The organism is Bacteroidota bacterium (genome assembly GCA_013696965.1).
GTDB lineage: Bacteria > Bacteroidota > Bacteroidia > JACCXN01 > JACCXN01 > JACCXN01.
Map to the genome: position 1 here is coordinate 229,212 of JACCXN010000057.1, position 22,470 is coordinate 251,681.

General features: G+C 32.8%; 19 protein-coding genes. 12 read left to right on the plus strand and 7 right to left on the minus strand.

Annotated elements, in window-relative coordinates; all coding sequences use genetic code 11:
• Positions 1 to 15: 15 nt before the first annotated feature.
• The gene (locus H0V01_09550; protein ID MBA2583615.1) at positions 16 to 1,137 is read right to left on the minus strand and encodes a glycosyltransferase; all 1,122 of its coding nucleotides are present in this window, start codon (positions 1,135 to 1,137) and stop codon (positions 16 to 18) included.
• Between the two features lie 140 nt (positions 1,138 to 1,277).
• Here H0V01_09550 and murB point away from each other — a divergent pair, with 140 nt between their 5' ends.
• The 3 genes from murB to H0V01_09565 are packed head-to-tail and all read left to right on the plus strand — an operon-like array spanning position 1,278 to position 3,772.
• Complete coding sequence (gene murB, locus H0V01_09555) at positions 1,278 to 2,294, plus strand: UDP-N-acetylmuramate dehydrogenase (GenBank protein MBA2583616.1); 1,017 nt, start codon at positions 1,278 to 1,280, stop codon at positions 2,292 to 2,294.
• 17 nt (positions 2,295 to 2,311) lie between these two features.
• The gene (gene mnmD / locus H0V01_09560; GenBank protein MBA2583617.1) at positions 2,312 to 2,995 is read left to right on the plus strand and encodes a tRNA (5-methylaminomethyl-2-thiouridine)(34)-methyltransferase MnmD; all 684 of its coding nucleotides are present in this window, start codon (positions 2,312 to 2,314) and stop codon (positions 2,993 to 2,995) included.
• Between the two features lie 60 nt (positions 2,996 to 3,055).
• Positions 3,056 to 3,772: a hypothetical protein gene (locus H0V01_09565; GenBank protein MBA2583618.1), complete on the plus strand. Its 717-nt coding sequence runs from the start codon at positions 3,056 to 3,058 to the stop codon at positions 3,770 to 3,772.
• Here H0V01_09565 and H0V01_09570 read toward each other — a convergent pair.
• Together H0V01_09570 and aroB are read right to left on the minus strand one after the other, a co-directional pair.
• Positions 3,762 to 4,988, minus strand: coding sequence for a 3-phosphoshikimate 1-carboxyvinyltransferase (locus tag H0V01_09570; protein MBA2583619.1), 1,227 nt, complete (start codon positions 4,986 to 4,988; stop codon positions 3,762 to 3,764). The genes H0V01_09565 and H0V01_09570 overlap by 11 nt on opposite strands.
• A 1-nt stretch (position 4,989) precedes the next feature.
• Positions 4,990 to 6,078, minus strand: coding sequence for a 3-dehydroquinate synthase (aroB, locus tag H0V01_09575; GenBank protein MBA2583620.1), 1,089 nt, complete (start codon positions 6,076 to 6,078; stop codon positions 4,990 to 4,992).
• 447 nt (positions 6,079 to 6,525) lie between these two features.
• Between aroB and H0V01_09580 the strand changes: the two genes are divergently transcribed.
• Both H0V01_09580 and H0V01_09585 read left to right on the plus strand, forming a co-directional pair.
• Positions 6,526 to 8,910: a TonB-dependent receptor gene (locus tag H0V01_09580; GenBank protein MBA2583621.1), complete on the plus strand. Its 2,385-nt coding sequence runs from the start codon at positions 6,526 to 6,528 to the stop codon at positions 8,908 to 8,910.
• Between the two features lie 170 nt (positions 8,911 to 9,080).
• Positions 9,081 to 10,250: a proline dehydrogenase family protein gene (locus H0V01_09585; GenBank protein MBA2583622.1), complete on the plus strand. Its 1,170-nt coding sequence runs from the start codon at positions 9,081 to 9,083 to the stop codon at positions 10,248 to 10,250.
• 30 nt (positions 10,251 to 10,280) lie between these two features.
• Here H0V01_09585 and H0V01_09590 read toward each other — a convergent pair whose 3' ends face one another.
• Positions 10,281 to 10,658, minus strand: coding sequence for an STAS/SEC14 domain-containing protein (locus H0V01_09590; protein ID MBA2583623.1), 378 nt, complete (start codon positions 10,656 to 10,658; stop codon positions 10,281 to 10,283).
• 260 nt (positions 10,659 to 10,918) lie between these two features.
• Entirely contained in the window at positions 10,919 to 11,686 is a 768-nt protein-coding gene (locus H0V01_09595; GenBank protein MBA2583624.1) for a pirin family protein, read from the minus strand.
• Positions 11,687 to 11,878: 192 nt separating this feature from the next.
• On the opposite strand from H0V01_09595, the gene H0V01_09600 reads away from it, so the two are divergent.
• The 4 genes from H0V01_09600 (at position 11,879) to H0V01_09615 (ending at position 16,836) form a co-directional block, all read left to right on the plus strand.
• A complete protein-coding gene (locus H0V01_09600; protein MBA2583625.1) occupies positions 11,879 to 13,039 on the plus strand; it encodes a sigma-54-dependent Fis family transcriptional regulator in 1,161 nt (386 codons plus the stop codon).
• 220 nt (positions 13,040 to 13,259) lie between these two features.
• Positions 13,260 to 14,354, plus strand: coding sequence for an AI-2E family transporter (locus H0V01_09605; protein ID MBA2583626.1), 1,095 nt, complete (start codon positions 13,260 to 13,262; stop codon positions 14,352 to 14,354).
• Between the two features lie 229 nt (positions 14,355 to 14,583).
• Positions 14,584 to 16,212, plus strand: coding sequence for a L,D-transpeptidase family protein (locus tag H0V01_09610; GenBank protein ID MBA2583627.1), 1,629 nt, complete (start codon positions 14,584 to 14,586; stop codon positions 16,210 to 16,212).
• 63 nt (positions 16,213 to 16,275) lie between these two features.
• Positions 16,276 to 16,836 carry a type 1 glutamine amidotransferase gene (locus H0V01_09615; protein ID MBA2583628.1) on the plus strand — a complete coding sequence of 187 codons (561 nt, stop codon included), beginning with the start codon at positions 16,276 to 16,278 and terminating at the stop codon, positions 16,834 to 16,836.
• A gap of 190 nt (positions 16,837 to 17,026) precedes the next feature.
• Here the strand turns inward: H0V01_09615 and H0V01_09620 are convergent, their stop codons facing one another.
• Together H0V01_09620 and H0V01_09625 are read right to left on the minus strand one after the other, a co-directional pair.
• The gene (locus H0V01_09620) at positions 17,027 to 17,638 is read right to left on the minus strand and encodes a DUF1801 domain-containing protein (protein MBA2583629.1); all 612 of its coding nucleotides are present in this window, start codon (positions 17,636 to 17,638) and stop codon (positions 17,027 to 17,029) included.
• A 32-nt stretch (positions 17,639 to 17,670) separates the two neighbouring features.
• Positions 17,671 to 18,192, minus strand: coding sequence for a hypothetical protein (locus H0V01_09625; GenBank protein MBA2583630.1), 522 nt, complete (start codon positions 18,190 to 18,192; stop codon positions 17,671 to 17,673).
• A gap of 132 nt (positions 18,193 to 18,324) precedes the next feature.
• Between H0V01_09625 and H0V01_09630 the strand changes: the two genes are divergently transcribed.
• The 3 genes from H0V01_09630 to H0V01_09640 are packed head-to-tail and all read left to right on the plus strand — an operon-like array spanning position 18,325 to position 22,359.
• Positions 18,325 to 19,518 (plus strand): pyridoxal phosphate-dependent aminotransferase, encoded by a 1,194-nt coding sequence (locus H0V01_09630; GenBank protein ID MBA2583631.1) that lies wholly within the window; start codon positions 18,325 to 18,327, stop codon positions 19,516 to 19,518.
• A 22-nt stretch (positions 19,519 to 19,540) separates the two neighbouring features.
• The gene (locus H0V01_09635) at positions 19,541 to 20,545 is read left to right on the plus strand and encodes a D-glycero-beta-D-manno-heptose-7-phosphate kinase (protein ID MBA2583632.1); all 1,005 of its coding nucleotides are present in this window, start codon (positions 19,541 to 19,543) and stop codon (positions 20,543 to 20,545) included.
• A 2-nt stretch (positions 20,546 to 20,547) separates the two neighbouring features.
• Positions 20,548 to 22,359, plus strand: coding sequence for an ATPase (locus H0V01_09640; protein ID MBA2583633.1), 1,812 nt, complete (start codon positions 20,548 to 20,550; stop codon positions 22,357 to 22,359).
• Positions 22,360 to 22,470 lie beyond the last annotated feature (111 nt).

The window sequence follows — 22,470 nt, forward strand, 5'->3', positions numbered from 1 at the left end:
AGTGCTTTTCGATAACTACTTGAATTTATTATATATTTCTTTAAGCTTAATGCTTTCATTCTCCCAATTATATTCTCTGGAAGCTAAAAGTGTGTTTTGCCTCCATACTAATTGCATTTGTTCATTCTGAATCATAAATCTTAATTTATCTGCAATGTGTTCAGGATTATGATTGTCAATTAACTCACCCACATTATAACGAGAATAAATTTTTTTAATTTCAATGAGCGGGGAGGAGAGTACAGGAATTTGAGAATGAATGTAATCAAACAATTTGTTAGGTAAACTCAATTCATAATTTGGATTGTCTGCTTTATCTAATGTAATACCAACATCAGCACAACGTGTATGCTGTATTAATTCAGTAAAGGGCATTTTGTTTTTAAAAACAACCTTTTCCTGAAGATTAAATTTTGCAGTAATTCCCTTTAATTTATCTATTACATCTCCTCCTCCAATAATAAGCAATAAGGCATCTTCAATATATAACATTGCTTGAAGTGCTTCTTCGGCTCCTCGGTTTATATTTATACCAGCACCCTGTAAAAGTATTATTGCTTTATTTTCAGGCAAACTAAGCTGGGAACGACTTCTAAATGGAATATTTTCAAAGTTTTTAAGCGAAGGAACATTTCTTAGCACAACAGGCTTTATTCCATAATGTTTTTCATATGCCTGAGCAATGCTTTCATTTACGGTAAAAACATATTTTAATTTGGGGAATATCCATTGTTCAATTTTTAGCCAGGTTTTCTGAACCATTTTCCTGTTAACAAGTTCAGGAACAAAACAAAAATATTCATGACTATCATACACTAATTCTTTTCTTTTAAATTTGCAAACAAGGAAATTTGGCAAAAGCGTATCAAGATCATTTGCATGATATACATCGGCTTTTTGGAATAATAGAAAGAAAAACAAGCGTATATTATATTCAGCATAAAACAGAAAACCTTTTGTAAACAACAGTTTCATCCTGTGGGTAGCATAAGTCCTTTTATCCATTGGTAAGCTTGTTTTTAATTTTCTGCCAACAAGTAAAACCAAAAACCCTTGCTCTGAAATAGTATTGCATACTTTATTTACACGTTGGTCTGTAACAAGATCATTTATAACAGATACAATAACTTTTTGCATTGAATAATAAAAGATGTATATATATCAATTGGCTGCAAAAATAGAAAAATAGAAGCAACTAGGTTTCAAGGAATCAATATTCATTTTAACTTTGCTTTATATTATAGTATTAATTATGCCGTTTTTCAATAAAATAATGCATGCAGATTACTGAAAATTTCCCCCTTAAAAATTACAACAGTTTTGGCATATCTGCTCAGGCTAAATATTTTGTTGCTATTCATACTCCTGAAGAAATTCAGGAGCTTATACATGAGAATACAATAATTGGTTTAGAAAGGTTAATTCTTGGGGGAGGTAGCAATTTATTGTTTACCAGAAATTTTGATGGCATTATTATTAAAAACAATATTAAAGGCATTGAACTTCTTAAATCCGATACTGATTTTTATTACTTAAAGGCTGGTGCAGGAGAAATTTGGCATGAATTCGTTTTACATTGTATAAAAAATAATTACGCAGGCGTAGAAAATTTATCTCTGATTCCGGGGAATGTGGGTGCCAGTCCAATGCAAAATATAGGAGCTTATGGAGTAGAAATTAAAGATGTTTTCGAATCTCTTGAGGCCATTGAAATCACTACAGGAGAGATACATAGCTTTAATAACTCCGATTGTAATTTTGGATACAGGGAGAGTGTTTTTAAAAATATATGTAAAGACAAGTATATTATCACTTCGGTTACTTATAAACTCAGAAAAATACCAGAATTCAATACCAGTTACGGTGCAATTGATCAGGAATTGGAGGCAATGGGTGTAAAAGAATTATCCGTTTCAGCTATAAGTAAAGCCGTTTGTAACATCCGTTCAAGTAAATTGCCTGATCCAAGATTAATAGGGAATGCTGGAAGTTTTTTTAAAAATCCGGTTGTTGGTAAGTCTCATTATGATTATTTGAAAACAGTTTTCCCTGGAATTCCTGCGTATGCCCAGCAAAATGAAACTTTTAAATTGGCTGCCGGATGGTTAATTGAACAATGTGGTTGGAAGGGTTTCAGAAAGAATGATGCAGGTGTGCATGCAAAACAAGCACTGGTTCTTGTAAATTATGGCAATGCTTCTGGAAATGAAATATATGAAATATCAGAAGAAATTCTAAAGTCTGTCTATTTAAAATTTGAAGTTAACCTTGAAAGGGAAGTAAATATTATTTAGTTAATATAGAATAATTAATGTCAGAGCACATTACAAACCAACATTTGCTTATTACTAGCGATGGTTCTCATACGGTTTACCATCCCCAAACCCAACAGCATTACCATTCCATTCATGGTGCAATTCAGGAATCAGAACATGTTTTTATTGATGCCGGTCTTAAAGTCATTGAATCAAAGGAAATATCAATTCTTGAAATAGGTTTTGGAACTGCTTTGAATTGCTTTTTAACTGCCATGTATGCTATGGAAAACAATTTGAATATCCATTACACCGGTATTGAACCTTTTCCTTTAGATTTAAAAATAGTGCAGGAATTAAATTACACTCAAAAATTAAAAAAACAACAATTCAATAATGTGTTTTTAAAGATGCATGATTCACAAATGGATCATTGGATTGAAATTAATTCAAATTTTAATTTGATAAAAGTTCAACAAAAAATTGAAGATGCAATCCTAATGGATCAATATAATTTAGTCTATTTTGACGCATTTGCACCTGGAGCTCAACCAGAACTGTGGCTCCCTGAAATTTTTAATAAGATATATAATTCAATGCTTCCCGGAGGAATTTTAACTTCTTATTGTGCTAAAGGGGAATTTAAGCGCACACTTAAAAAATCAGGTTTTATTTTAGAAGCTTTACCCGGTCCTTTAGGTAAAAGAGAAATGGTAAGGGCCATTAAGCCTCTTTTTTAATTTAATTTATGTATTTTTAATAAATCACATGGAGTGCTAATTCGAGTAAAATTTAAAGCAATGAAAATCAAATCTAAATTCAGTTTGTTTTTTTTAATTTTTTGTATTTTATTGTTGCCTAACAAGCTATATAGTCAGGCTTGTACACAATTCGAACTTTTAAAAGCAGGTACTTCTTATACTATTAAAAATTACGATCCCAAGGGTAGGCTAACATCAACTTCAAAAAACAAAGTACTAAAGGTTGAAAAAAAAACGGAAGGCATGGAAGCAGTTATTAAAAATGATATTACCACTATCAATAATGAACCTTTAGGTAGTGGTATTATTAAAATGCGCTGCGAAAAAGGTGTTATGCACTATGATTTACGGGCAATGCTGAACCCACAAAGCATGGCAGAATTTGAGGGCATGCAAATGCAAATGGAGAATACCACACTGGAACTTCCCTCAAATTTACAACCCGGTCAACAACTTTCTGAAGGGAATTTAAAGATGAAAATTAATAATAAAGGAATAAATATAGCTACTGTTGAATTAAAAATTTACAATAGAAATGTGAATGAATTCGAACAAATTACAACGGAAGCAGGAATTTTTGATACCTATAAAATTTCTTATAATACGGAAATGATAACTACTACCAGTATTCCTCTAAAAGTTTTAACCAGCACTGTGGAATGGTATTCTGTTAAGTATGGAATTGTACGATCAGAAACCTTTAATAGAAATGGAAAGCCAATTGGATATTCAGTATTGGTAGAATTTAAACAGTAATTTCAAATCCGGCATTTTCAAGCTCAATCCAAAATCCCGGGTATGACTTTTTAACAACCCCTGGATTTTTTATTCTTATTTCACCCAGCACTTCTGCAAGAGGGGCAAAGGCCATTGCCATTCGGTGATCCTGATAGGTTTCAATTGTTACATCCTGTTTGTTGATCTTATCCCCTAAAATTTCAATGTAATCGGCCCCACAAAGTGTTGCCACTCCTAGTTTTTCAAGTTCAGTGGACAATGCCGATATTCTATCAGTTTCTTTTATTCTCAGACTTGTAATTCCTGATAATATTCCTTTTATTCCTTTTGCAGCCATAGTTACTGCTACCGCTTGAGCAAGATCAGGGCAATTGGTGAAATCATAATCAAAGCGGTTTAAAATAGGCTGGGGAAGTTTTATTAAAACTGTATTCCCTGCTATTTCTTTAGATCGCACACCAAAATTTTTGAAAATTTCATCAAGTACGCTATCACCTTGTATAGTTTGTTTAGAAAGCCCTGACAAAGTGATTTCAGCCTCATAGGAAATAGCAACGAGTTCATACCAATAAGATGCAGCGCTCCAATCTTTTTCTACAATAATGTCTGCTGGTGTATATTCGCCTGATGCTACAGTAATTAAAGTATCCTTTTCGTGAATTTTAGCTCCACACTTTTTCATTAAATCTAAAGTCATTTCAATATAAGGAGCTGAAATCACCCTTCCTTTCAGGCTTATCACCAATCCATTTTCTAGATAAGGTGCAATCATAAGCATTGCGGAAACATATTGGCTGCTTATTGTGGAATTAATATCTACTTTTCCCCCTGATAGTTTTTTGCCTTTTATTTTTAGTGGTGGGAATCCTTTCTTTCCCAAAAATTGAATATCCGCACCAATGGAGCTTAACACCCTGATTAATTCCTTTACAGGCCTTTGCTTCATTCTTTCGGAACCAGTTAAAATCCTCTCTCCTTGAATTATTGAAAATAATGCAGCAAGAAAACGCATCACAGTTCCCGCATGTCCCACATCAAATGTAGGACCTTGTTCATCTAATAGGTTTTTAAGAACAATGGAATCTTCGGCATCAGAAGGATTGATTATATTTATTCTTCCTCCTGATAGTGCATTTATAATAAAAGCCCTGTTGGTTATACTTTTTGAGCCAGGTAAATTTACCCTGGACGAAACTTCCCCCTTTTTTCTTTTAATGTAAATTGCGTTTATCATTTTATAGATCTGAAGCAACCATTGCAGCGCGCATTTGATAAAAATTAAACGATTCAGATATTAGTTCCGTACTGCATTTATTGTTTACAACAGCATTTCCTGTTTTGGAAATTAGGGTAAACATTATTTGGCCGTTTTCATTCTTTTTATCCTGTTCCATAATTTCAATAAGTCGTTGTGGAATAACTTGATTAAAATTAACTGGTTTGTAAAATTTCAATAAAAAGTCACAGATTTCATCCAATTGGGTGTGTTCCAATCCTGCTTTTTTATACGATAAAAAGGCCTCGCAAAAAATGCCTGCAGCAACTGCCTCACCATGCAATAAGGGTTGTAACTCTGATTCAAGAAAAAATGTTTCAATGGCATGGCCTATTGTATGGCCAAAATTCAAGGATTTTCGAATGTTCTTCTCATGTGGATCCTTTAATACAATATTGTTTTTTATAACAACAGAACTATAAATTATACCCTCCCAGTCGGGATTTGCTGGTTTGAAATTTTTTATCTGGTTCCAATAGTTTTCATCAGCAATAAGTGCGTGTTTTATAACTTCGGCAAATCCTGAAAGAATTTGTTTTTTACTTAAGGTATTTAAATATGGAGGGTAAATGAATACTGCTTTTGGATTGGAAAATAATCCTACTTGATTCTTGAAATTATCAAGATCTAATCCTGTTTTGCCGCCTATTGAAGCATCTACTTGTGCAAGAAGAGTTGTAGGAATATTAATATAATCCATTCCTCTTTTAAATGTTGATGCTGCGAAACCTCCCAAATCAGATAAAACTCCTCCTCCAAGATTTACAATTAGGGACTTACGGTCTGCTTTCAGCTCTGTTAAGGCTTTCCACATTTGAATACAAATGTCAATAGTTTTATTTTCTTCCCCACTTTCAGTTTCAATTATTTCTGCTTTTTTTAATTTTTCAACCCGGGCAATTAATTCAGTAAGACAAAACTGCATGGTGTTTTCATCAACAAGGATAAAAATTTTACTGTAATTGTTACTTGCTAAATAATCATTAATTTGATTAAAAACATCTTTGCCAATGTAAACATTATAGGTATCTGATACTATTGTTTTCATGATTTTCACTTTGCAAATATCTGATATTTATTGTTATATACTTATTTTTATGTGCTGTGGTTCTTAATTGCAAAATTAATTAAGTTTAAGTATAAATTTAGCAATTTTTTGTATAAAATAACTGAAAAGAGAATGTACTACTAAAAGCCTGCTTTAATAATTTTCAGCCCTGATATCATTCTCAATTAAATTTGCTAATCTTTTGCTTTATGTAAAACATTTTTCTTGCACCTAAGCCTTTAGTATGAAGATTATTACTATCAATAATTTAGATTGAAATCATTTCTTTTATTTAGGAAAAAAAGGGAGTAAGCAAAGGTTGAAATTTTCATTGATTTTTCTTAAATTAGAATAAACATTTTTCTTAATTAAGGATAATTCCATTGTTGATTTTTACTTAATTTCGTAAAAAATTAATCTGGTAATTTGCTTTAACTTTTTTTATTCATGAGGTTTATTTTATTCATTTTAGTATTAATCACCCACATCTCACTATTTGTTTTTCCTTCAAAAGCTCAGCAATTAACACAAACTGTAAGAGGGCAGGTGATCGATCAACAATCCAAAGCCACACTAATAGGTGCTAATATAGTGTTATTAGATTCCACCCAATTTATTGGAGCAGCAACAGACATAGAGGGTAAATTTCGATTGGAAAGGGTGCCGGTAGGTAGGCATAAACTTAAAATTTCTTACCTTGGATACAAGGAAATAGTTCTTAATATTATTGTTGGTTCAGGAAAAGAGATCGTGTTAAATATTGAAATGGATGAATCAGTTCTAATGGGTAGAGAAGTGGTTATATCCGCGGAAAAAGAAAAAAGTAAGGCCAACAATGAAATGACATCAGTTAGTGCTCGCTCTTTCACAATTGAAGAAACAAACAGATATGCAGGCAGTATGGGTGATCCTGCTCGTATGGCTGCTAATTATGCAGGAGTTTTAGGTTCAAGTGACAATACAAGGAATGATATTATTATTAGAGGCAATTCACCAACAGGAGTGTTATGGCGGCTGGAAGGGGTTGATATTCCCAATCCCAATCATTTTGCCTTGTTTGGTACAACTGGTGGACCTGTAAGCATTTTAAACAATAACGTGTTAAGCAATTCTGACTTTATTACCGGGGCTTTTCCTGCAGAATACGGCAATGCAGTGGCTGGTGTTTTTGATTTAAAAATGCGAACTGGAAATAATGAGAAAAGAGAATTTATGGGACAGCTCGGTTTCAATGGACTTGAAGCTGGTGCGGAGGGACCAATCAATAAAAAGAAGAATTCCTCCTACTTAATTAATTACAGGTATTCAACTATGGAACTTTTTAGCCTGGCTGGAATTAGTTTTGGAACCAATGCAATCCCCTATTACCAGGATCTCTCATTCAAATTTAATTTCCCAAAAACAAAAATAGGAAGTATTGCCCTTTTTGGAATAGCTGGTGCCAGTCGCATTGCAATTTTAGACAGTGAAAGAGACACAACTAATTTCTCCTTCGGGAATGCAGGAAATGATGTGTCTTTTGCCAGTAATATGGCAGTTGGTGGGCTTTCTCATACATACCTTATTAATAGTACAACCTATACACAATTGGTAATTGCTGGATCAGGAAGCATAATGGATATTAAAAGTGATTCAGTGAATTTCGACAAAACTACAGTTCCCATTTATCGAAATGAATCAAATCAGGGCAAATGCACAACAAATTTCTTTTTAAATAAAAAATTAAATTCCCAGCATAATTTTAAGACAGGCTTTATTATTGACCGCATAAATTTTAATTTAGTAGATAGTTTTTTGAATATTGATATCAATCAATTTATAACCAGCCGAAATTACCAGGGCCACTCTTATTTATTGCAACCCCATTTTCAATGGAAATATAAAATTACGAATTCCCTTGTTTTTAATGGAGGCTTGCATTATCAGCATTATTTTTTTAATAATTCAAATTCCCTTGAACCCCGAGCAGGGCTTTCCTGGAATTTTAAACCTTTTCAAACATTGAGTATTGCTTATGGTTTGCATAGTCAGCTTCAAATGGGGTATGCATACGTTAATCAAGTTCAGTTAGGTGATGGAAATTATGTGAAGCCAAACGAAAATATGGGTTTCACTAAAAGCCGTCATTATGTTCTTGCCTATGATCATTTATTAAGCGAAAATTTACGTTTAAAATTTGAAACATATTATCAGGAAATTTTCGATGTTCCAATTGATAGAAATAATTCGAATTCCTTCTCAATGCTCAATCTTGGGGCCGATTATGATCTTTATTTTCCTGATTCTCTAATTAATAATGGTACAGGAACCAATTATGGATTGGAACTCACAGTAGAGAAGTTCTTTAGCAATAAATATTATTATTTGTTTACTACTTCGTTATTTGAGTCAAAATATATTGGAAGTGATGGAGTACAAAGAAATACATCCTTCAATGGAAATTGGATAGCGAATGTGCTTGTGGGGAAAGAATTTAAAGTAGGAAACAAGGAAAACAAGTCCAAAGTATTTACAATAGATGCAAAGGTAATAAATGCAGGAGGAAGAAGGTATACTCCAATTGATTTAGAATTGTCTGAAAAATTTGGATCTGCAGTTTATATTGATTCTAAAGCATATACCTTAAGATATCCTGATTTTTTTAGGGCTGATCTTAAAATTGGTTTTCGATTTTACAGAAAAAAGCTAACACAATATTTTGCTCTTGACATTCAAAATGTCCTGAATACCAAAAACATACAAGTAAGGATTTATGATAAATCCACCAATTCACTGAGAACAGAATATCAGTTAGGCTTTTTCCCTGTTGCTTTATACAAAATCGAGTTTTAAAACAAGCCCCAATTTTCTCACTTCCCTCGTTATACCTATTTTCTGGTTCATACCCATAGAAGTAATGCTTTTGAACATATTTTTTATAGTCCTTGTTAATTGTGTGTTTATAATCCTGTTATATTTGCGGCTTTGGAATATCTTTAAAACGGTTGAGTACGGTAACTTGTATGAAAATATCATTTGACAATACAGAAATAGCTTTTTCAGGAAAAAGTGATGCAGACCTTACCAGGGCTTATATCCTTTTCAATATGGTTTCAAGTATGCAAATGGTGAAAATTGGTAAAAAGCTTACCGATTTTTCCATAAAACTTAATCTGCCAATTAAAGGACTTATAAAAGCTACAATTTTCAAGCAATTTTGTGGAGGAGAAACAATAGCTGAATGTGATAAAACAATAGCCAATCTGGCTGATTATAAAATAAAAACCATTTTGGATTATTCGGTTGAGGGAAAAGAATCTGAATTAGAATTTGAGCGAACAACAACGCAATTAATTGCCACAATAGAAAAAGCAAAAACAAGCCAAAATATTCCTTTTAGTGTATTTAAAGTCACCGGTATTGCTCGTTTTAATCTTCTTGAAAAAGTAAATTCCAATTGTGTTTTAACTGAAGCTGAAAAACAGGAATGGGAGAAAGTAATTTCCCGTTTCGACCATATTTGCAAGACAGCCTTCCTATCTGGTATTCCGGTTTTGATTGATGCAGAAGAAAGTTGGATACAGGATGCAATTGATGAATTGGCATTAAAGATGATGCGTCTTTATAACAATGAAAAAGCCATTGTTTACAACACACTTCAAATGTACCGGACAGGCCGCATTAATTATTTGGAAGAGTTGCTAATGAAAGCCAAAGCTGAGAAGTTTTTTATTGGAATGAAATTAGTTCGGGGGGCTTATATGGAAAAGGAGCGAACCAGAGCCATTGAAATGAATTACACCTCACCTATACATGTGGATAAACTGGGTGTAGACAAGGATTATGACAGGGCATTATTGTTTTGTATTGAAAATTTCTATGAAATTTCAATATGTGCGGGAACGCATAATGAAGCCAGTGCGCTTTACCTTGCCGAATTAATGGACGAGTTTAAAATTGAAAAAAACAATCCCAAGATTTATTTTGCTCAATTGCTAGGTATGAGTGATCATATTAGTTACAATATGGCAAAAGTGGGATATAATGTGGCCAAATATGTCCCCTATGGTCCGGTAAAGGAAATATTACCATATTTAATAAGAAGGGCAGAGGAAAATACTTCAGTGGCAGGGCAAACAAGCCGTGAGCTTAGCCTTATTTTAAAGGAGAGAAAAAGAAGAAAAGGACACTAATCATTTATGATTTCTGAAATAGATAAAATCCTACTGTGTGTTAGTATGGTATGAGTAGGATTCTAACCATTTCTTTGCATTCTTTTTTTGATCATAATCAAAATATTTAACTTCAGGTGAAATTATTTTGCTAAAAATAATTGTCATCTGTTCATACCATCCCTTTATACCAACTACTGCAATTTTTTCCAATCTATTGTATTTAGGTATATTTTTTATATCCTCCCAAATAGCCTGAAATTCTGGCATATCAATTTCATGAATTTCTATATAAATTTTAGGCTTTTCAAAATCTCTTATCGTTTTTTCCAAAATAGGATTAAAAACATCAAAATCCCCTTTTGTAAGCTTGCCTTTAATCTTAATGGAAATTAAATCTCCTTTTGTTTCATCCAGTATTTGTACCATTTTCTATTGTATTTAATTTTTTATAGATTTTCACAATTCATTTTTATAAATACTCCACTCATAGCGAATCTCCTATCTTTTCTATCAAGGGATCGAGGGAACTTATAAATTGTCGAGTTTATATAACTATAATTTTTTATTCGAGCTGTAATTGCATCGGTATTTAATTTTTCTGTTGAATGAATATAGGCTATTTTAAAACATAAAAGATGAGTACTGTGTTACCAATGCTAGTTCTACTTACCAGGATTTTCTCTTGCTTATTCAACAATTCCACCTTTAACTTTAATTGGCTCTCCATAAGGCATTCCTGATACAAAAATAAATCTACATGCCTTTTCGCGGCAAATAACTGTGAGATCATGCAAATTTTCAAAAAAGATTCCCTCGCCCGGTTCTATGATTATGTCATTGATACGTATTGAACCATTAATTCCGGTAATAACATAAATAAAGCATCTGCTTTTTTCTGAGAAAGTAAATTTATGAAATGCTTTTTTTGCAAGAGTTACATCATCAAATTGTATATTTCCATGAAGCATAAGGGGACATTTTTTTCCAGCTATTTTACGTATTAATTTTGTTGCATTTTCTTCATAGGGAATGTCTTTTGCCTCTAGATATTGAAAGGAAATTTCAGAACCATGCATTTCTGAGGGAAGTTTTATCCATAATCTTAACCCATGGTTTACTCCATTGGATACAGGTCTGAATGAATTTTGGACGCCTTTTGGGGCAGTAAATCTTTGTAAGCCTCCATCAGATATTGTTCGGGTATTTCCATTGTGATCTTTAAATTCAAAATTCCCGTCCAATACATATGTTAAGCACTCAAAACCTTGATTTATTTGTGTAGGAAGTTCACCAGGAGGTTCAACAAAAAATTCATCTAAAAGAACAAAAGGATCGAATCCACGCATGAAATTTGAAGGAAACAACCTCTTGCCCCAAATTCCTTTTTCATGGCTCATTTCAACTGATTTTGTTTTTTTTAACTTTTCTATTGTATATTGATGCTGATGATTCATAATTATTCAATTTAGTTTATAAAAATTTCTATTTACTAATTTACAAAATTTATAAAGCTTTAGCAAACCTGTTTGAAACACTGATAAACACTTGTTTTATAACTTATCTTTTAAGTTTTAGAACAGTTTTATAAATAGTTAATGTTGCTTTTTATAATTTAGCTGAAAAATTTGAGTTTGAAATTTTAATATATGGCCAGAATTCTTGTAATTGATGATGAAAAACCAATAAGAGCAACACTTATTGATATTCTTGAATATGAAAAATTTTCTGTTGATGAAGCTGCGGACGGTATGCAGGCCTTGGCTTTAATCAAAAAGCAGAAGTATGATGTTATTCTATGTGACATCAAAATGCCCAAAATGGATGGACTTGAGGTATTGGAAAAGATCCAGGAAATTTCTTCGGATGTTCCGGTTGTCATGATTTCTGGTCATGGCACTATTGAAACTGCAGTTGAAGCTATAAAAAAAGGAGCGTTTGATTTCATTGCCAAACCTCTTGATTTAAATCGCTTGATGATTACCATTCGAAATGCCATGGAAAAATCATCCCTGATTACAGAAACCAAAGTGTTAAAAAGAAAAATCAAAAAAGCTTTTGAAATGATTGGTGATTCAAAGCAAATTGAGGAAATTAAAGAAATGATTGAAAGGGTTGCACCCACTGAGGCTAGGGTTTTAATAACGGGTGATAATGGAACAGGAAAGGAACTTGTAGCTCGTTGGTTACATGAGAAAAGTAACAGAGCAAACGGACCTTTGGTTGAGGTGAACTGTGCAGCTATACCGTCTGAATTGATAGAAAGTGAACTTTTTGGACATGAAAAAGGAGCTTTTACTTCTGCCATTAACCAACGCAAAGGTAAATTCGAACAAGCCGAAGGAGGTACATTATTTCTGGATGAAATTGGAGATATGAGTCTTTCTGCACAAGCAAAAGTGCTAAGGGCTTTACAAGAAAGTAAAATTACCAGGGTAGGGGGAGATAAGGAGATAAAAGTTAATGTAAGGGTTGTGGCTGCAACAAATAAGAACCTGAAAAATGAAATAAGCAACAATAATTTCCGAGAAGACCTTTACCACCGTTTAAGTGTGATATTAATTCATGTTCCATCTTTAAATGATAGAATGCAAGATATTCCCCTGCTTACAGAGCATTTCCTTTGCGAAATCTGCCAGGAATATGGAATGCCAAAAAAATCAATTTCAAAGGAAGCTTTAAAAGAACTTCAACAAATTAATTGGACAGGAAACATCAGGGAACTTCGCAATGTAATTGAAAGACTTATTATTCTTTGTGATAAATCAATTACAGAAAAAGATGTGCTTGCCTATGCCGGAAAAAAATAATTGTATTGTTTTTTTTGTACCCTTTTTCAAAAAAAGTATCCCTCTTTTGGTTCTGTAGCAATCGCTTTTGAATTTTTATTATAGGTATCCTGCACTTGTTTCTAAAGCCCGCCCCGCTTCCTCCTAAACAGTCGTTTTGTTAATTCCTTTAAATTCATTATTTTCAATAAAGATTTTTATCTACTACCTAATTTGGAATTGATAAACTAATTTTTATCCAGTGGAAAATAAATTAGGCTTATATAAATTTAACCAGACCCTTTTGTTGGGGTTTTTGTTGCTTGGAGGATTGTATCTTGGAAAAACTTTTTTAATCCCTGTTTTTATTGCAGCTTTAATAGCCATGCTGTTGTTGCCTATTTGCTCAAAACTTGAAAAATTGGGATTTAACAGGATTTTTGCAATTATTTCATGCATTTTAATTTTTCTAACTATTTTAATAGGAATTATTTATTTATTCACCTATCAAATAATCGGACTCTCCAAAAATTTACCATTTTTTGCAAACAGAATTCAAGAAGTTTTATTAAAGTTAAAAGATTTTATTGCAGAAAACACAAGGCTTTCACACAATGATATAAGTTCTTATATCGAATCCAGTATAAGGCAGATTGTTGATTCCTTAGGTTCCTATATACAAAGTGTACTTACTATAACAACAGGGGTAATTGTTAATTTTTTTCTTGTGTTAATATATATTGCATTTTTCCTTGCCTATCGTGAAAGAATAGAAAACTTCATTTTAAAAATTGCTCCTGAAAATGAAAAGGAAAAAACAGATAAAATCATCAAAAGTTGCACAAGCATGTCCATTTCCTACCTTTCAGGAATTCTAACAGTTTCGTTTATTCTTTCAGTTAGTAATGCAATTGCGCTTACAATATTTAGAATAGAATATGCCTTGTTTTTTGCTGTACTTGCTGGAATTCTTAACATCATTCCATTTGTCGGAACATTTTTAGGAAGTATTTTGCCTGTTGCCCTAGCATTACTTACTAAGGATAGTATTTGGGTTGCTGTTTTTGTTGTAATATATTTTACAGTAATTCAATATATTGAATCCTATTTCCTTACTCCATTTATTGTTGGAGGAAAAGTAAGGGTTAACCCCCTAACTGAAATTCTAGCCCTTGTGCTAGGAGGAGTTATTTGGGGTGTTGCTGGTATGGTTTTATTTATCCCTTTAACAGGATTAGTTAAAGTTTTATTTGACCATATTGAAAAATTTGAGCCTTTTGCTTATGTTATTGGTAGGGAAGATGTTCCCAAAACAAGCAAAACTGGAAAAAAGATAAAATACTGGTTTAAGAAATAAGTTTTTTTAGTGTTTTTTTTATCTTTTCAAATCAGCTTGCTTCAAATTAGTACTTAAAATGCTCGTTTTTAATACTTCTAGGTACGGTTTTTGGTTATCAAAACATATTAATTGGAGGTGAGTTTTGAGATTACAAATTTTTATTCAGCCAATATTCTTTTCTGTTATTTTTATCTTAATAAGCTGTTCGAACGATAATAGCAATAATCAAGAAGAAAAAAAATGGATATTGAAAAGAGAGCAAAATGAGTTATTAGCTAAGGAAAAAAACAGTCTAATTGCCCATTACCTGCAGCTGGAAATAGATTCTTTGGAATCCAAATTCTCAACTCAATTTAATGATGAGCTTAATCATAAAGCCTTTGAATTTTATCGCAAAAGAAATTATGATCCTATTTGGAGATTAAATGAATCTTCTTCTATTCTTCCTGAACAATACCTGAGCTTACTAGATTCAGTCCACCTGGAAGGTTTAAATGCCAATGATTACAATAAAGAAATACTCGAACAATACAGAAAAAATGTTGGGGATTTCATTGATAAGAATAATAAGACAAAAGATATTCATGCAAAAGCTATAGCCAAGACCGATTTAAATTTTACAATTTCATTCCTGAAAATTCTCAATCACCTTAAGAATGGAAAAATAGATCAAGGTGAACTTGGTTTGCAATGGGATTTAAATAATGAAAATGAGATAAATGCCGAGCAACTTTTAATCCAGGTGATTCAAAAGAATGATATAAATGCAGCAATAGCAAAAGTTTATCCCAAAATAAAACAATATAATCAATTAAGGGAATTGCTTAAATTCTATTACTCGCTTTCAAACAATACAAATTGGAGAAAATTACAACCTGGAATTACTTTAAGCCTTGACAGCGTTTCTGCTGATGTTATAATTTTAAGACAAAACTTATTACAGACAAAGGATTTACAAGAGAATAAAAATAATGTACAGCAAAGTACTTTATTTGATGCTGAATTAAAAAAGGCTGTTGTCTCTTATCAAGTAAGGCATGGTTTGGAACCCTCTGGTATTGTTGATGAGGAATTTATTGAAATAATGAATACTCCTCTCAGTAATTGGATTGCATTAATTGAATTAGGACTTGAAAAAACAAGATGGCTTCCTGATTCTCTTGGTGATAAACATATTTTTATAAATATTCCTGATTTCAGCCTGCAAATGATTGATAAGGAAAATGTAATTAGGGAAATGAAGGTAATTACCGGAAAAACAATGCGCTCAACTCCTGTGTTTAGTGGCAAAATTAAGTATGTTGTGTTTTCTCCCTATTGGAATGTGCCTAAAAGCATTGCTGTAAATGATCTTTTGCCAAAAATTAAAAACAATCCAGGGTTTTTACGCAAAAATCATTATGAATTATTTGAAAACTGGGATCCAAATTCAACTAGAATTAACCCCCGGAAAATTGATTGGGACACTATTGAAGAAAATAATTTTTCTTTTCGTTTAAGGCAAAAACCCGGCCCATGGAATTCCATGGGCAGAGTCAAATTCATGTTTCCTAATAATTTCAGCATTTACATGCATGATACCCCGGAAAAGCACTTATTTATAAAAGAGCGCCGCGATTTCAGTAGTGGCTGTATAAGAATTCAGGAGCCTGAAAAAATGGCTGAATTTTTATTGCCAGAAATGACTGAAGAAGAAATTACTGGTAAAATGAATAAAAAGTCAGAGGAATACATAAATCTCAAAACCCCAACATCTGTTTATATTACCTACAATACTGTTGGGGTGAATGATAAGGGGCAGGCAGTTTTTTTTCAGGATGTTTATAAAATGGATGAAAAATTGATAGAAATGTATCATAAAACGCCATTAAAATAAGTGCTGTTTTTTTATTAATTTAGATAGAATAAATTATTTATTCATTTTTTATTAATAAAAAGTATGGAAAACCTAAAAAATTTAAAAGTTGCAGTTCTTGTAGCCGATGGCTTTGAATTATCTGAATTTGTTGAACCAGTAAAGGCTTTAGAGCAGGAAGGAGCAACAGTACACGTTGTTTCTACTCAAAAAGATACTGTGCGTTCATGGGATAATGGAAATTGGGGAAAAGAATTTGCAGTTGATGTTGAATTAGAAAATGCAAACCCCAATGATTTTGATGCATTATTATTACCGGGTGGTGTGATAAATCCAGATAAATTAAGGAGATCTGAAAAAGCAGTTGATTTTGTAAAAACATTTATGAAAGAAGGAAAGCCTTTAGCAGCCATTTGCCATGGTCCTTGGACATTGATAGAAACGGGGATGGTGAAAGGAAGGAAATTAACCTCCTTTTATTCTATAAAAACAGATCTGATCAATGCTGGAGCAGATTGGCAGGATAAAGAAGTTGTTGTAGATCAAAACCTGGTTACAAGTAGGAACCCAGGAGATATACCTGCATTTATATCTAAAATGACTGAGAAATTCAAAGAAGGGGTACATGAACCACATTCAAAATAATAGTTTATAGGATTTAAAAAAGCCGCAAATATTAAATTTTGCGGCTTTTTTAATATTAAATGTATAAATCAAAGTGGCTGAGTTAACTAACCCTCATTGTTGAAATAAAGCTTTACTGCATTTAAATCCTTTACTTTTTCAGAATTGGATTAAAAAATCAGTTTTTTATTTACCTAAATTCTATTTCAATTTATTTTTTGATGTATTTCCAGTTCCTTGTTTTTCCCTCACTTAACCATTCTACAGTGGTTTCCAGACGTTTATTCATGGTAGCATCGGTTTTTGCTTCCATAATCCATTCAACATAGTCTTTTTTATTGCTGTAACTAAAGTCATTGAAGTATTGAAGTGCTTTTTTGTTTTTTGAAATGGCATCCAGAACAGATTTAGGAACAACTAATTCTTTTTTGGGTTTATTTGTGGGGGAGGGGAGTTTTACCCCATTATCGTTTAAAACGGCCGCTTGCGTAATATATTCAATCAAAATTTTTTCATCCGGTAGATCATTTATACTTGTAATTCTACCTAAATGTCCCATTGCGGTTTTTCCTATTTCTTCGAGTATTTTATTGTTGTCTTGCATTATGGCCCCTTTCCAAAACCCAAATACACAATGTTTTTTAAAAGAGGCCATATGGCATAGGTTTCCTTTATATTCAAAATGTGGAAACCCCCATTTAATGGTTTCTTCAACCTGTGGACAGGCTTGATGAACAAGTTCCCTTAAGTGGTTTAATATGGGTTTTGCAAATTCTTCAGACTTTATAATATAGGCATCAACCCTTTTGTCCCTGGTTTTCATGTCCTTAAATAAAATTAAACAAATTATTCAATTTAAAATAATGCCTTAATTTCTCTTTTTATGAAATCAAGAGCAAAATCACTAGGAGTTTGTTCAAGTTGACCGGAAAGTTCAAGAATCACTCTGCCAAGCTCAGTTCCTGAAGCATCGTCACTTATTTTAGTGGAAGCAATGTTAATTAATTTAATGGTTTCTTCCTTTGCTGATTTAATTGCTTTCCAGGCGGAGGATGACATATAAATCTGTTGGGCTACATTATGTTCATATTCCGAACGAATTGTTTTAAGCAATTCAGATTGCATTGTGCGCGCACTCATTCCTGTTTTATGGCTACGGATAATAAGGCTGCTTGGAGCAATTCTTTCCAGGAATATTGCAATTCTTTCGTAAGCTTGCAACCTTATTGGAGTAACTGATTTTTGGTTTTCTCCTTTTATTTCCATCCAATGCCTTTTTTGCTCATTATCTATAAATCTTTTAATAATATAAAAAGCCGTTAGAAAAACAACTAAAGAAGGCAGTACCGCAATTAGTACATCAAATAATCTATCCATAAGTCCACAAGAATTATAATTGCAAATATCGGATTTTTTATCTTTTACCCATACTGTTGTATAATTAAAACGAATAATTTACTTGCTAACCACAATTTTAGTAGATTTGCCAATAAAATTTCAATACCTGTAATGAATAAATTATCTGATAGAATAAACGCGCTTTCTGAGTCGGAAACAATTGCAATGGCAAGGCGTAGCAGAGAATTAATTGCCAAAGGCATAGATGTTATTAACCTGAGTTTAGGTGAACCTGATTTTTCAACTCCTGATGTCATTAAGCAAGCTGCTAAAAAAGCAATAGATGAAAACTTTAGTTATTACACTCATGTTTCAGGGTATTTGGAATTAAGACAAGCAATTGTCAAAAAATTTAAAAGAGATAACAACCTGAATTTTTCAGCAGAACAAATTGTTGTGTCAACCGGAGCAAAACAGTCAATAGCAAACGCTGTGTTGGCTTTAATTAATCCCGGAGACGAGGTTATTGTTCCTGCTCCTTACTGGGTAAGTTATATTGAAATAATCAAACTCGCAGGAGGAGTAGCAGTTATTATTCCAACAAGCCTTGAAGATGATTTTAAATTAAACCCTGAGCAGTTAAAAAAAGCCATCACTCCTAAAACACGATTATTCATTTATAGCACCCCCTGTAATCCAACAGGAAGTGTATATACTAAACAAGAATTACAAGAACTTGGAAATGTTCTTGCTACCAAAGAGGATCTTTATATTATTTCTGACGAAATATATGAACACATTAACTTTAGTGGGAAACATGAAAGCATGGCGCAGTTTGCAAATGTATCGGATAAGGTTATTACTATCAACGGACTATCAAAGGGTTTTGCTATGACTGGTTGGAGAGTAGGATTTATGGCCGCTCCATTGTGGATTGCCAAGGCCTGTGATAAAATGCAGGGCCAATTTACATCAGCCACCTGTTCCATTGCCCAAAAAGCTGCTCAGGCTGCAGTGGAAATGGATCCTTCTACAACTTGGGAAATGAGAGATGCCTTTAAAAGAAGAAGAGATTTATTATTGGAATTATTAAAGCAAATTCCAGGTATGAAAGTTAATATTCCTAAAGGTGCATTTTATGTGTTTCCGGAAGTAACTTATTATTTTGGTAAAAAAGTGGATGAAACTATAATAAATAATGCTTCTGAATTATGTATGTACCTTTTAGAAAAAGCAAATGTTGCTGTTGTCCCGGGTGATGCTTTTGGAGCACCTGATTATATCCGAATTGCATACGCTACATCAGAAATAAAACTTGAGCAGGCTGTTTCCAGAATCAAGACAGCACTTGAAAAATTAACATAGATTTTTTTATATAGCTGCATTTTTGAACAAAGAAACTTTAAAAAATATTTTCCAGGAATTTAATAATCTTAAAGTCCTTATCATTGGTGATGTAATGATTGATGCTTATTTATGGGGCGATGTCAATAGGATTTCACCTGAGGCTCCAGTGCCAATTGTTGTTGTTAATAAACGTGAAAACAGGCTTGGAGGAGCAGCTAATGTTGCCCTTAATATTCAGGCAATGGGAGCAAAGCCTATTTTATGTTCTATTATTGGAGAGGATGAAAAAAGTAAACTTTTTCTTGAGTTGCTTGAAAAACAAAATATTACCAGCAAAGGAATTTTAAAAAATTCCGAAAGAGTTACCACTGTTAAAACCCGGATTATTGGAAATAATCACCAAATGTTAAGGGTAGATTCAGAAAATGAAAATGAAAATAGCCCAGCTGCAACTGCTGCTTTGTTTGAATTAATAAAATCACTTTTAAATGAGGAGAAAATTGATGTTATTATTTTCGAGGATTATGACAAAGGAGTTATTACAGCTGATTTAATAAAACAAATAGTTTCCTTAGCGCTGGAAAAAGGAATTCCTGTTGCTGCCGACCCCAAAAAACGTAATTTTATGGCCTATCATGGGGTTACTTTATTGAAGCCTAATATCAAGGAACTAAAAGAGGGCTTGAAAATTGATTTTAATCCTAATTTAAAAGATGAGTTGGTTTTAGCTGTGACTAAATTAAGGGAGCAACTTGATTTAAAATTTGCTTTGGTAACATTATCAGAAAAGGGAATACTGGCTGCTACAGATATGGAAAATACTGTTATTCCTGCACATGTGAGAAATATAGCAGATGTTTCAGGTGCAGGAGATACAGTAATAAGTGTGGCAGCTTTGTGCCTTGCGTTAAAACTACCAGCTTTAACGCTTGCCTCCCTTGCGAATTTGGCTGGCGGTCTTGTTTGCGAATATGTTGGAGTAGTTTCTGTAAATAAAGAACATTTATACCAAGAAGCTTTACAATTTGGTAATATCAATAGTTAACAATGTCATTACAAACATTTAGGGAAAGGGTTAATCTTTATATTTATGACAGTAAGGAGCGAAACCTTAGAATATTAAGGTATACAAGCTTTTTTGTTTCTGTATTTGTAATAAGTGTTCTTGTTTTTTATTATGGTTTTCCTCAAACCACTGAAAGACAGGAAATTCTTTTAGGAGTTATAAAAGTTAGTTTTGTATTTTATATCTTTAGCTACATAACCCGGTTTTTATACACTTTTGAGCCAAAGGAGTTTTTAAAACGAACATGGTTTGAAGGTTTATTAATGCTCTTGTTGGTTATTGACGGATTCAGTTATTTCTTTCTCAGAACCCCTTTGGTTATTAATTTTTTCAGAATACTTGGCTTTGAGGATATTACTCCCTTTTACGTATTGTTCATTCAACTATATGTACTTGTAATAGTGGCTCTTGATGTGGGTTCTGCCACTTCACGCATTTCCAAACTTAACCTCACCCCGCCAACCATATTTATATTATCTTTTGTGGCACTTATAATTTCTGGTTGCGGCTTGTTCATGCTTCCAGAAATGACCACCATTGAAGGCAGTATGCCTTTCTTTGAAGCCTTATTTACATCTGTTAGTGCTAGTTGTGTTACAGGTTTAATTGTGGTTGATACAGCCACTTATTTTACTTTTAAAGGTCACTTGATTATTTTGATTTTAATGCAACTTGGTGGATTGAGCATTATTTCATTTGCAACTTTTCTTGTTTCTTTTTCTGGAACAACAATGGGTATTAAACAGCAAACTATGATGCAAAGCTTTCTGAGTACTGATTCCTTATTCAGTACAAAGGGATTGCTAAACCAAATTATTTTAATGACCTTGAGTATTGAGTTTTTTGGTGCTTTGATGATTTATTTTTTATGGAATCCGGTTCTTACATTTCAAAACATTGGCGATAAAATATTCTTTTCGATTTTTCACTCTGTTTCTGCATTTAATAATGCCGGCTTTTCGCTTTTCACTTACGGACTATTTCAAAATTTTGTAGTGGATTCCTATATACTTCATATCGTATTAATTGTTTTGATATTCATGGGTGGGCTGGGTTATTCATCTATAAGAGATTTATTTAGTATCCATAGCCTAAGAAAAAGATTTGATCAACCTTGGAGAAAGCTTCAGTTAACAACTCAAATTGCCTTGTATTCAGCCATTACTCTTGTTTTGATTGGAACAATTGTGTTTTATATTTTGGAAAAAAACAATACCCTGGATGGGAAAAGGCTGGTGGAATCAGTTATTACCTCCTTGTTTCAATCAGTTACTGCAAGAACTGCAGGATTTAATACCGTTGATTTTTCCCTTGTAAGCGCACCAATGCTGATTTTTTTCATTATGCTAATGTTTATTGGAGGCTCCTCCGGTTCAACTGCAGGGGGTATTAAAACTTCTACATTTACCCTTTTAATTTTATCAGCATATTCAACTTTAAGAGGAAAAAGAAGTTTGGAATTATCAAATCATTCAATTTCTTATGAACTTCTAAACAGAGCTTTCCTTATTTTTCTTTTTGCTTCAGGGATAATTTTTTCGGGAGTGTTTATCTTGTCAATCTCAGATCCACATATTCCTATACTCAATCTTGTGTTTGAAGAAGTTTCAGCATTTGCCACTGTCGGACTTTCCACAGGAATTACCCCTACGCTCTCTGTCACCGGTAAAACCGTATTAATGGCTTCGATGTTCATAGGTAGGGTTGGAATTTTAACCCTCGCATTTTCTATGAGCAGAAAAGTAATCAGCCGTAATTATAAATATCCTTCAGCTCATATAATGGTGGGATAGAAGCAAGCATTAACACCTTGCACAAGTCCTACTGTTTTACAAAGCATTCAAATTCTTGTTGCAAAATCGTTTTCATTTACACTAAAATCATATTTATTTCTATCAAAGTTT

What these genes read in the sequence shown, in the direction of transcription:
- H0V01_09550 (MBA2583615.1), bottom strand. Translation starts at nt 1,137, where the DNA reads ATGCAAAAAGTTATTGTATCTGTTATAAATGATCTTGTTACAGACCAA.
- murB (MBA2583616.1), top strand. Translation starts at nt 1,278, where the DNA reads ATGCAGATTACTGAAAATTTCCCCCTTAAAAATTACAACAGTTTTGGC.
- mnmD (MBA2583617.1), top strand. Translation starts at nt 2,312, where the DNA reads ATGTCAGAGCACATTACAAACCAACATTTGCTTATTACTAGCGATGGT.
- H0V01_09565 (MBA2583618.1), top strand. Translation starts at nt 3,056, where the DNA reads ATGAAAATCAAATCTAAATTCAGTTTGTTTTTTTTAATTTTTTGTATT.
- H0V01_09570 (MBA2583619.1), bottom strand. Translation starts at nt 4,988, where the DNA reads ATGATAAACGCAATTTACATTAAAAGAAAAAAGGGGGAAGTTTCGTCC.
- aroB (MBA2583620.1), bottom strand. Translation starts at nt 6,078, where the DNA reads ATGAAAACAATAGTATCAGATACCTATAATGTTTACATTGGCAAAGAT.
- H0V01_09580 (MBA2583621.1), top strand. Translation starts at nt 6,526, where the DNA reads ATGAGGTTTATTTTATTCATTTTAGTATTAATCACCCACATCTCACTA.
- H0V01_09585 (MBA2583622.1), top strand. Translation starts at nt 9,081, where the DNA reads ATGAAAATATCATTTGACAATACAGAAATAGCTTTTTCAGGAAAAAGT.
- H0V01_09590 (MBA2583623.1), bottom strand. Translation starts at nt 10,658, where the DNA reads ATGGTACAAATACTGGATGAAACAAAAGGAGATTTAATTTCCATTAAG.
- H0V01_09595 (MBA2583624.1), bottom strand. Translation starts at nt 11,686, where the DNA reads ATGAATCATCAGCATCAATATACAATAGAAAAGTTAAAAAAAACAAAA.
- H0V01_09600 (MBA2583625.1), top strand. Translation starts at nt 11,879, where the DNA reads ATGGCCAGAATTCTTGTAATTGATGATGAAAAACCAATAAGAGCAACA.
- H0V01_09615 (MBA2583628.1), top strand. Translation starts at nt 16,276, where the DNA reads ATGGAAAACCTAAAAAATTTAAAAGTTGCAGTTCTTGTAGCCGATGGC.
- H0V01_09620 (MBA2583629.1), bottom strand. Translation starts at nt 17,638, where the DNA reads ATGAAAACCAGGGACAAAAGGGTTGATGCCTATATTATAAAGTCTGAA.
- H0V01_09625 (MBA2583630.1), bottom strand. Translation starts at nt 18,192, where the DNA reads ATGGATAGATTATTTGATGTACTAATTGCGGTACTGCCTTCTTTAGTT.
- H0V01_09630 (MBA2583631.1), top strand. Translation starts at nt 18,325, where the DNA reads ATGAATAAATTATCTGATAGAATAAACGCGCTTTCTGAGTCGGAAACA.
- H0V01_09640 (MBA2583633.1), top strand. Translation starts at nt 20,548, where the DNA reads ATGTCATTACAAACATTTAGGGAAAGGGTTAATCTTTATATTTATGAC.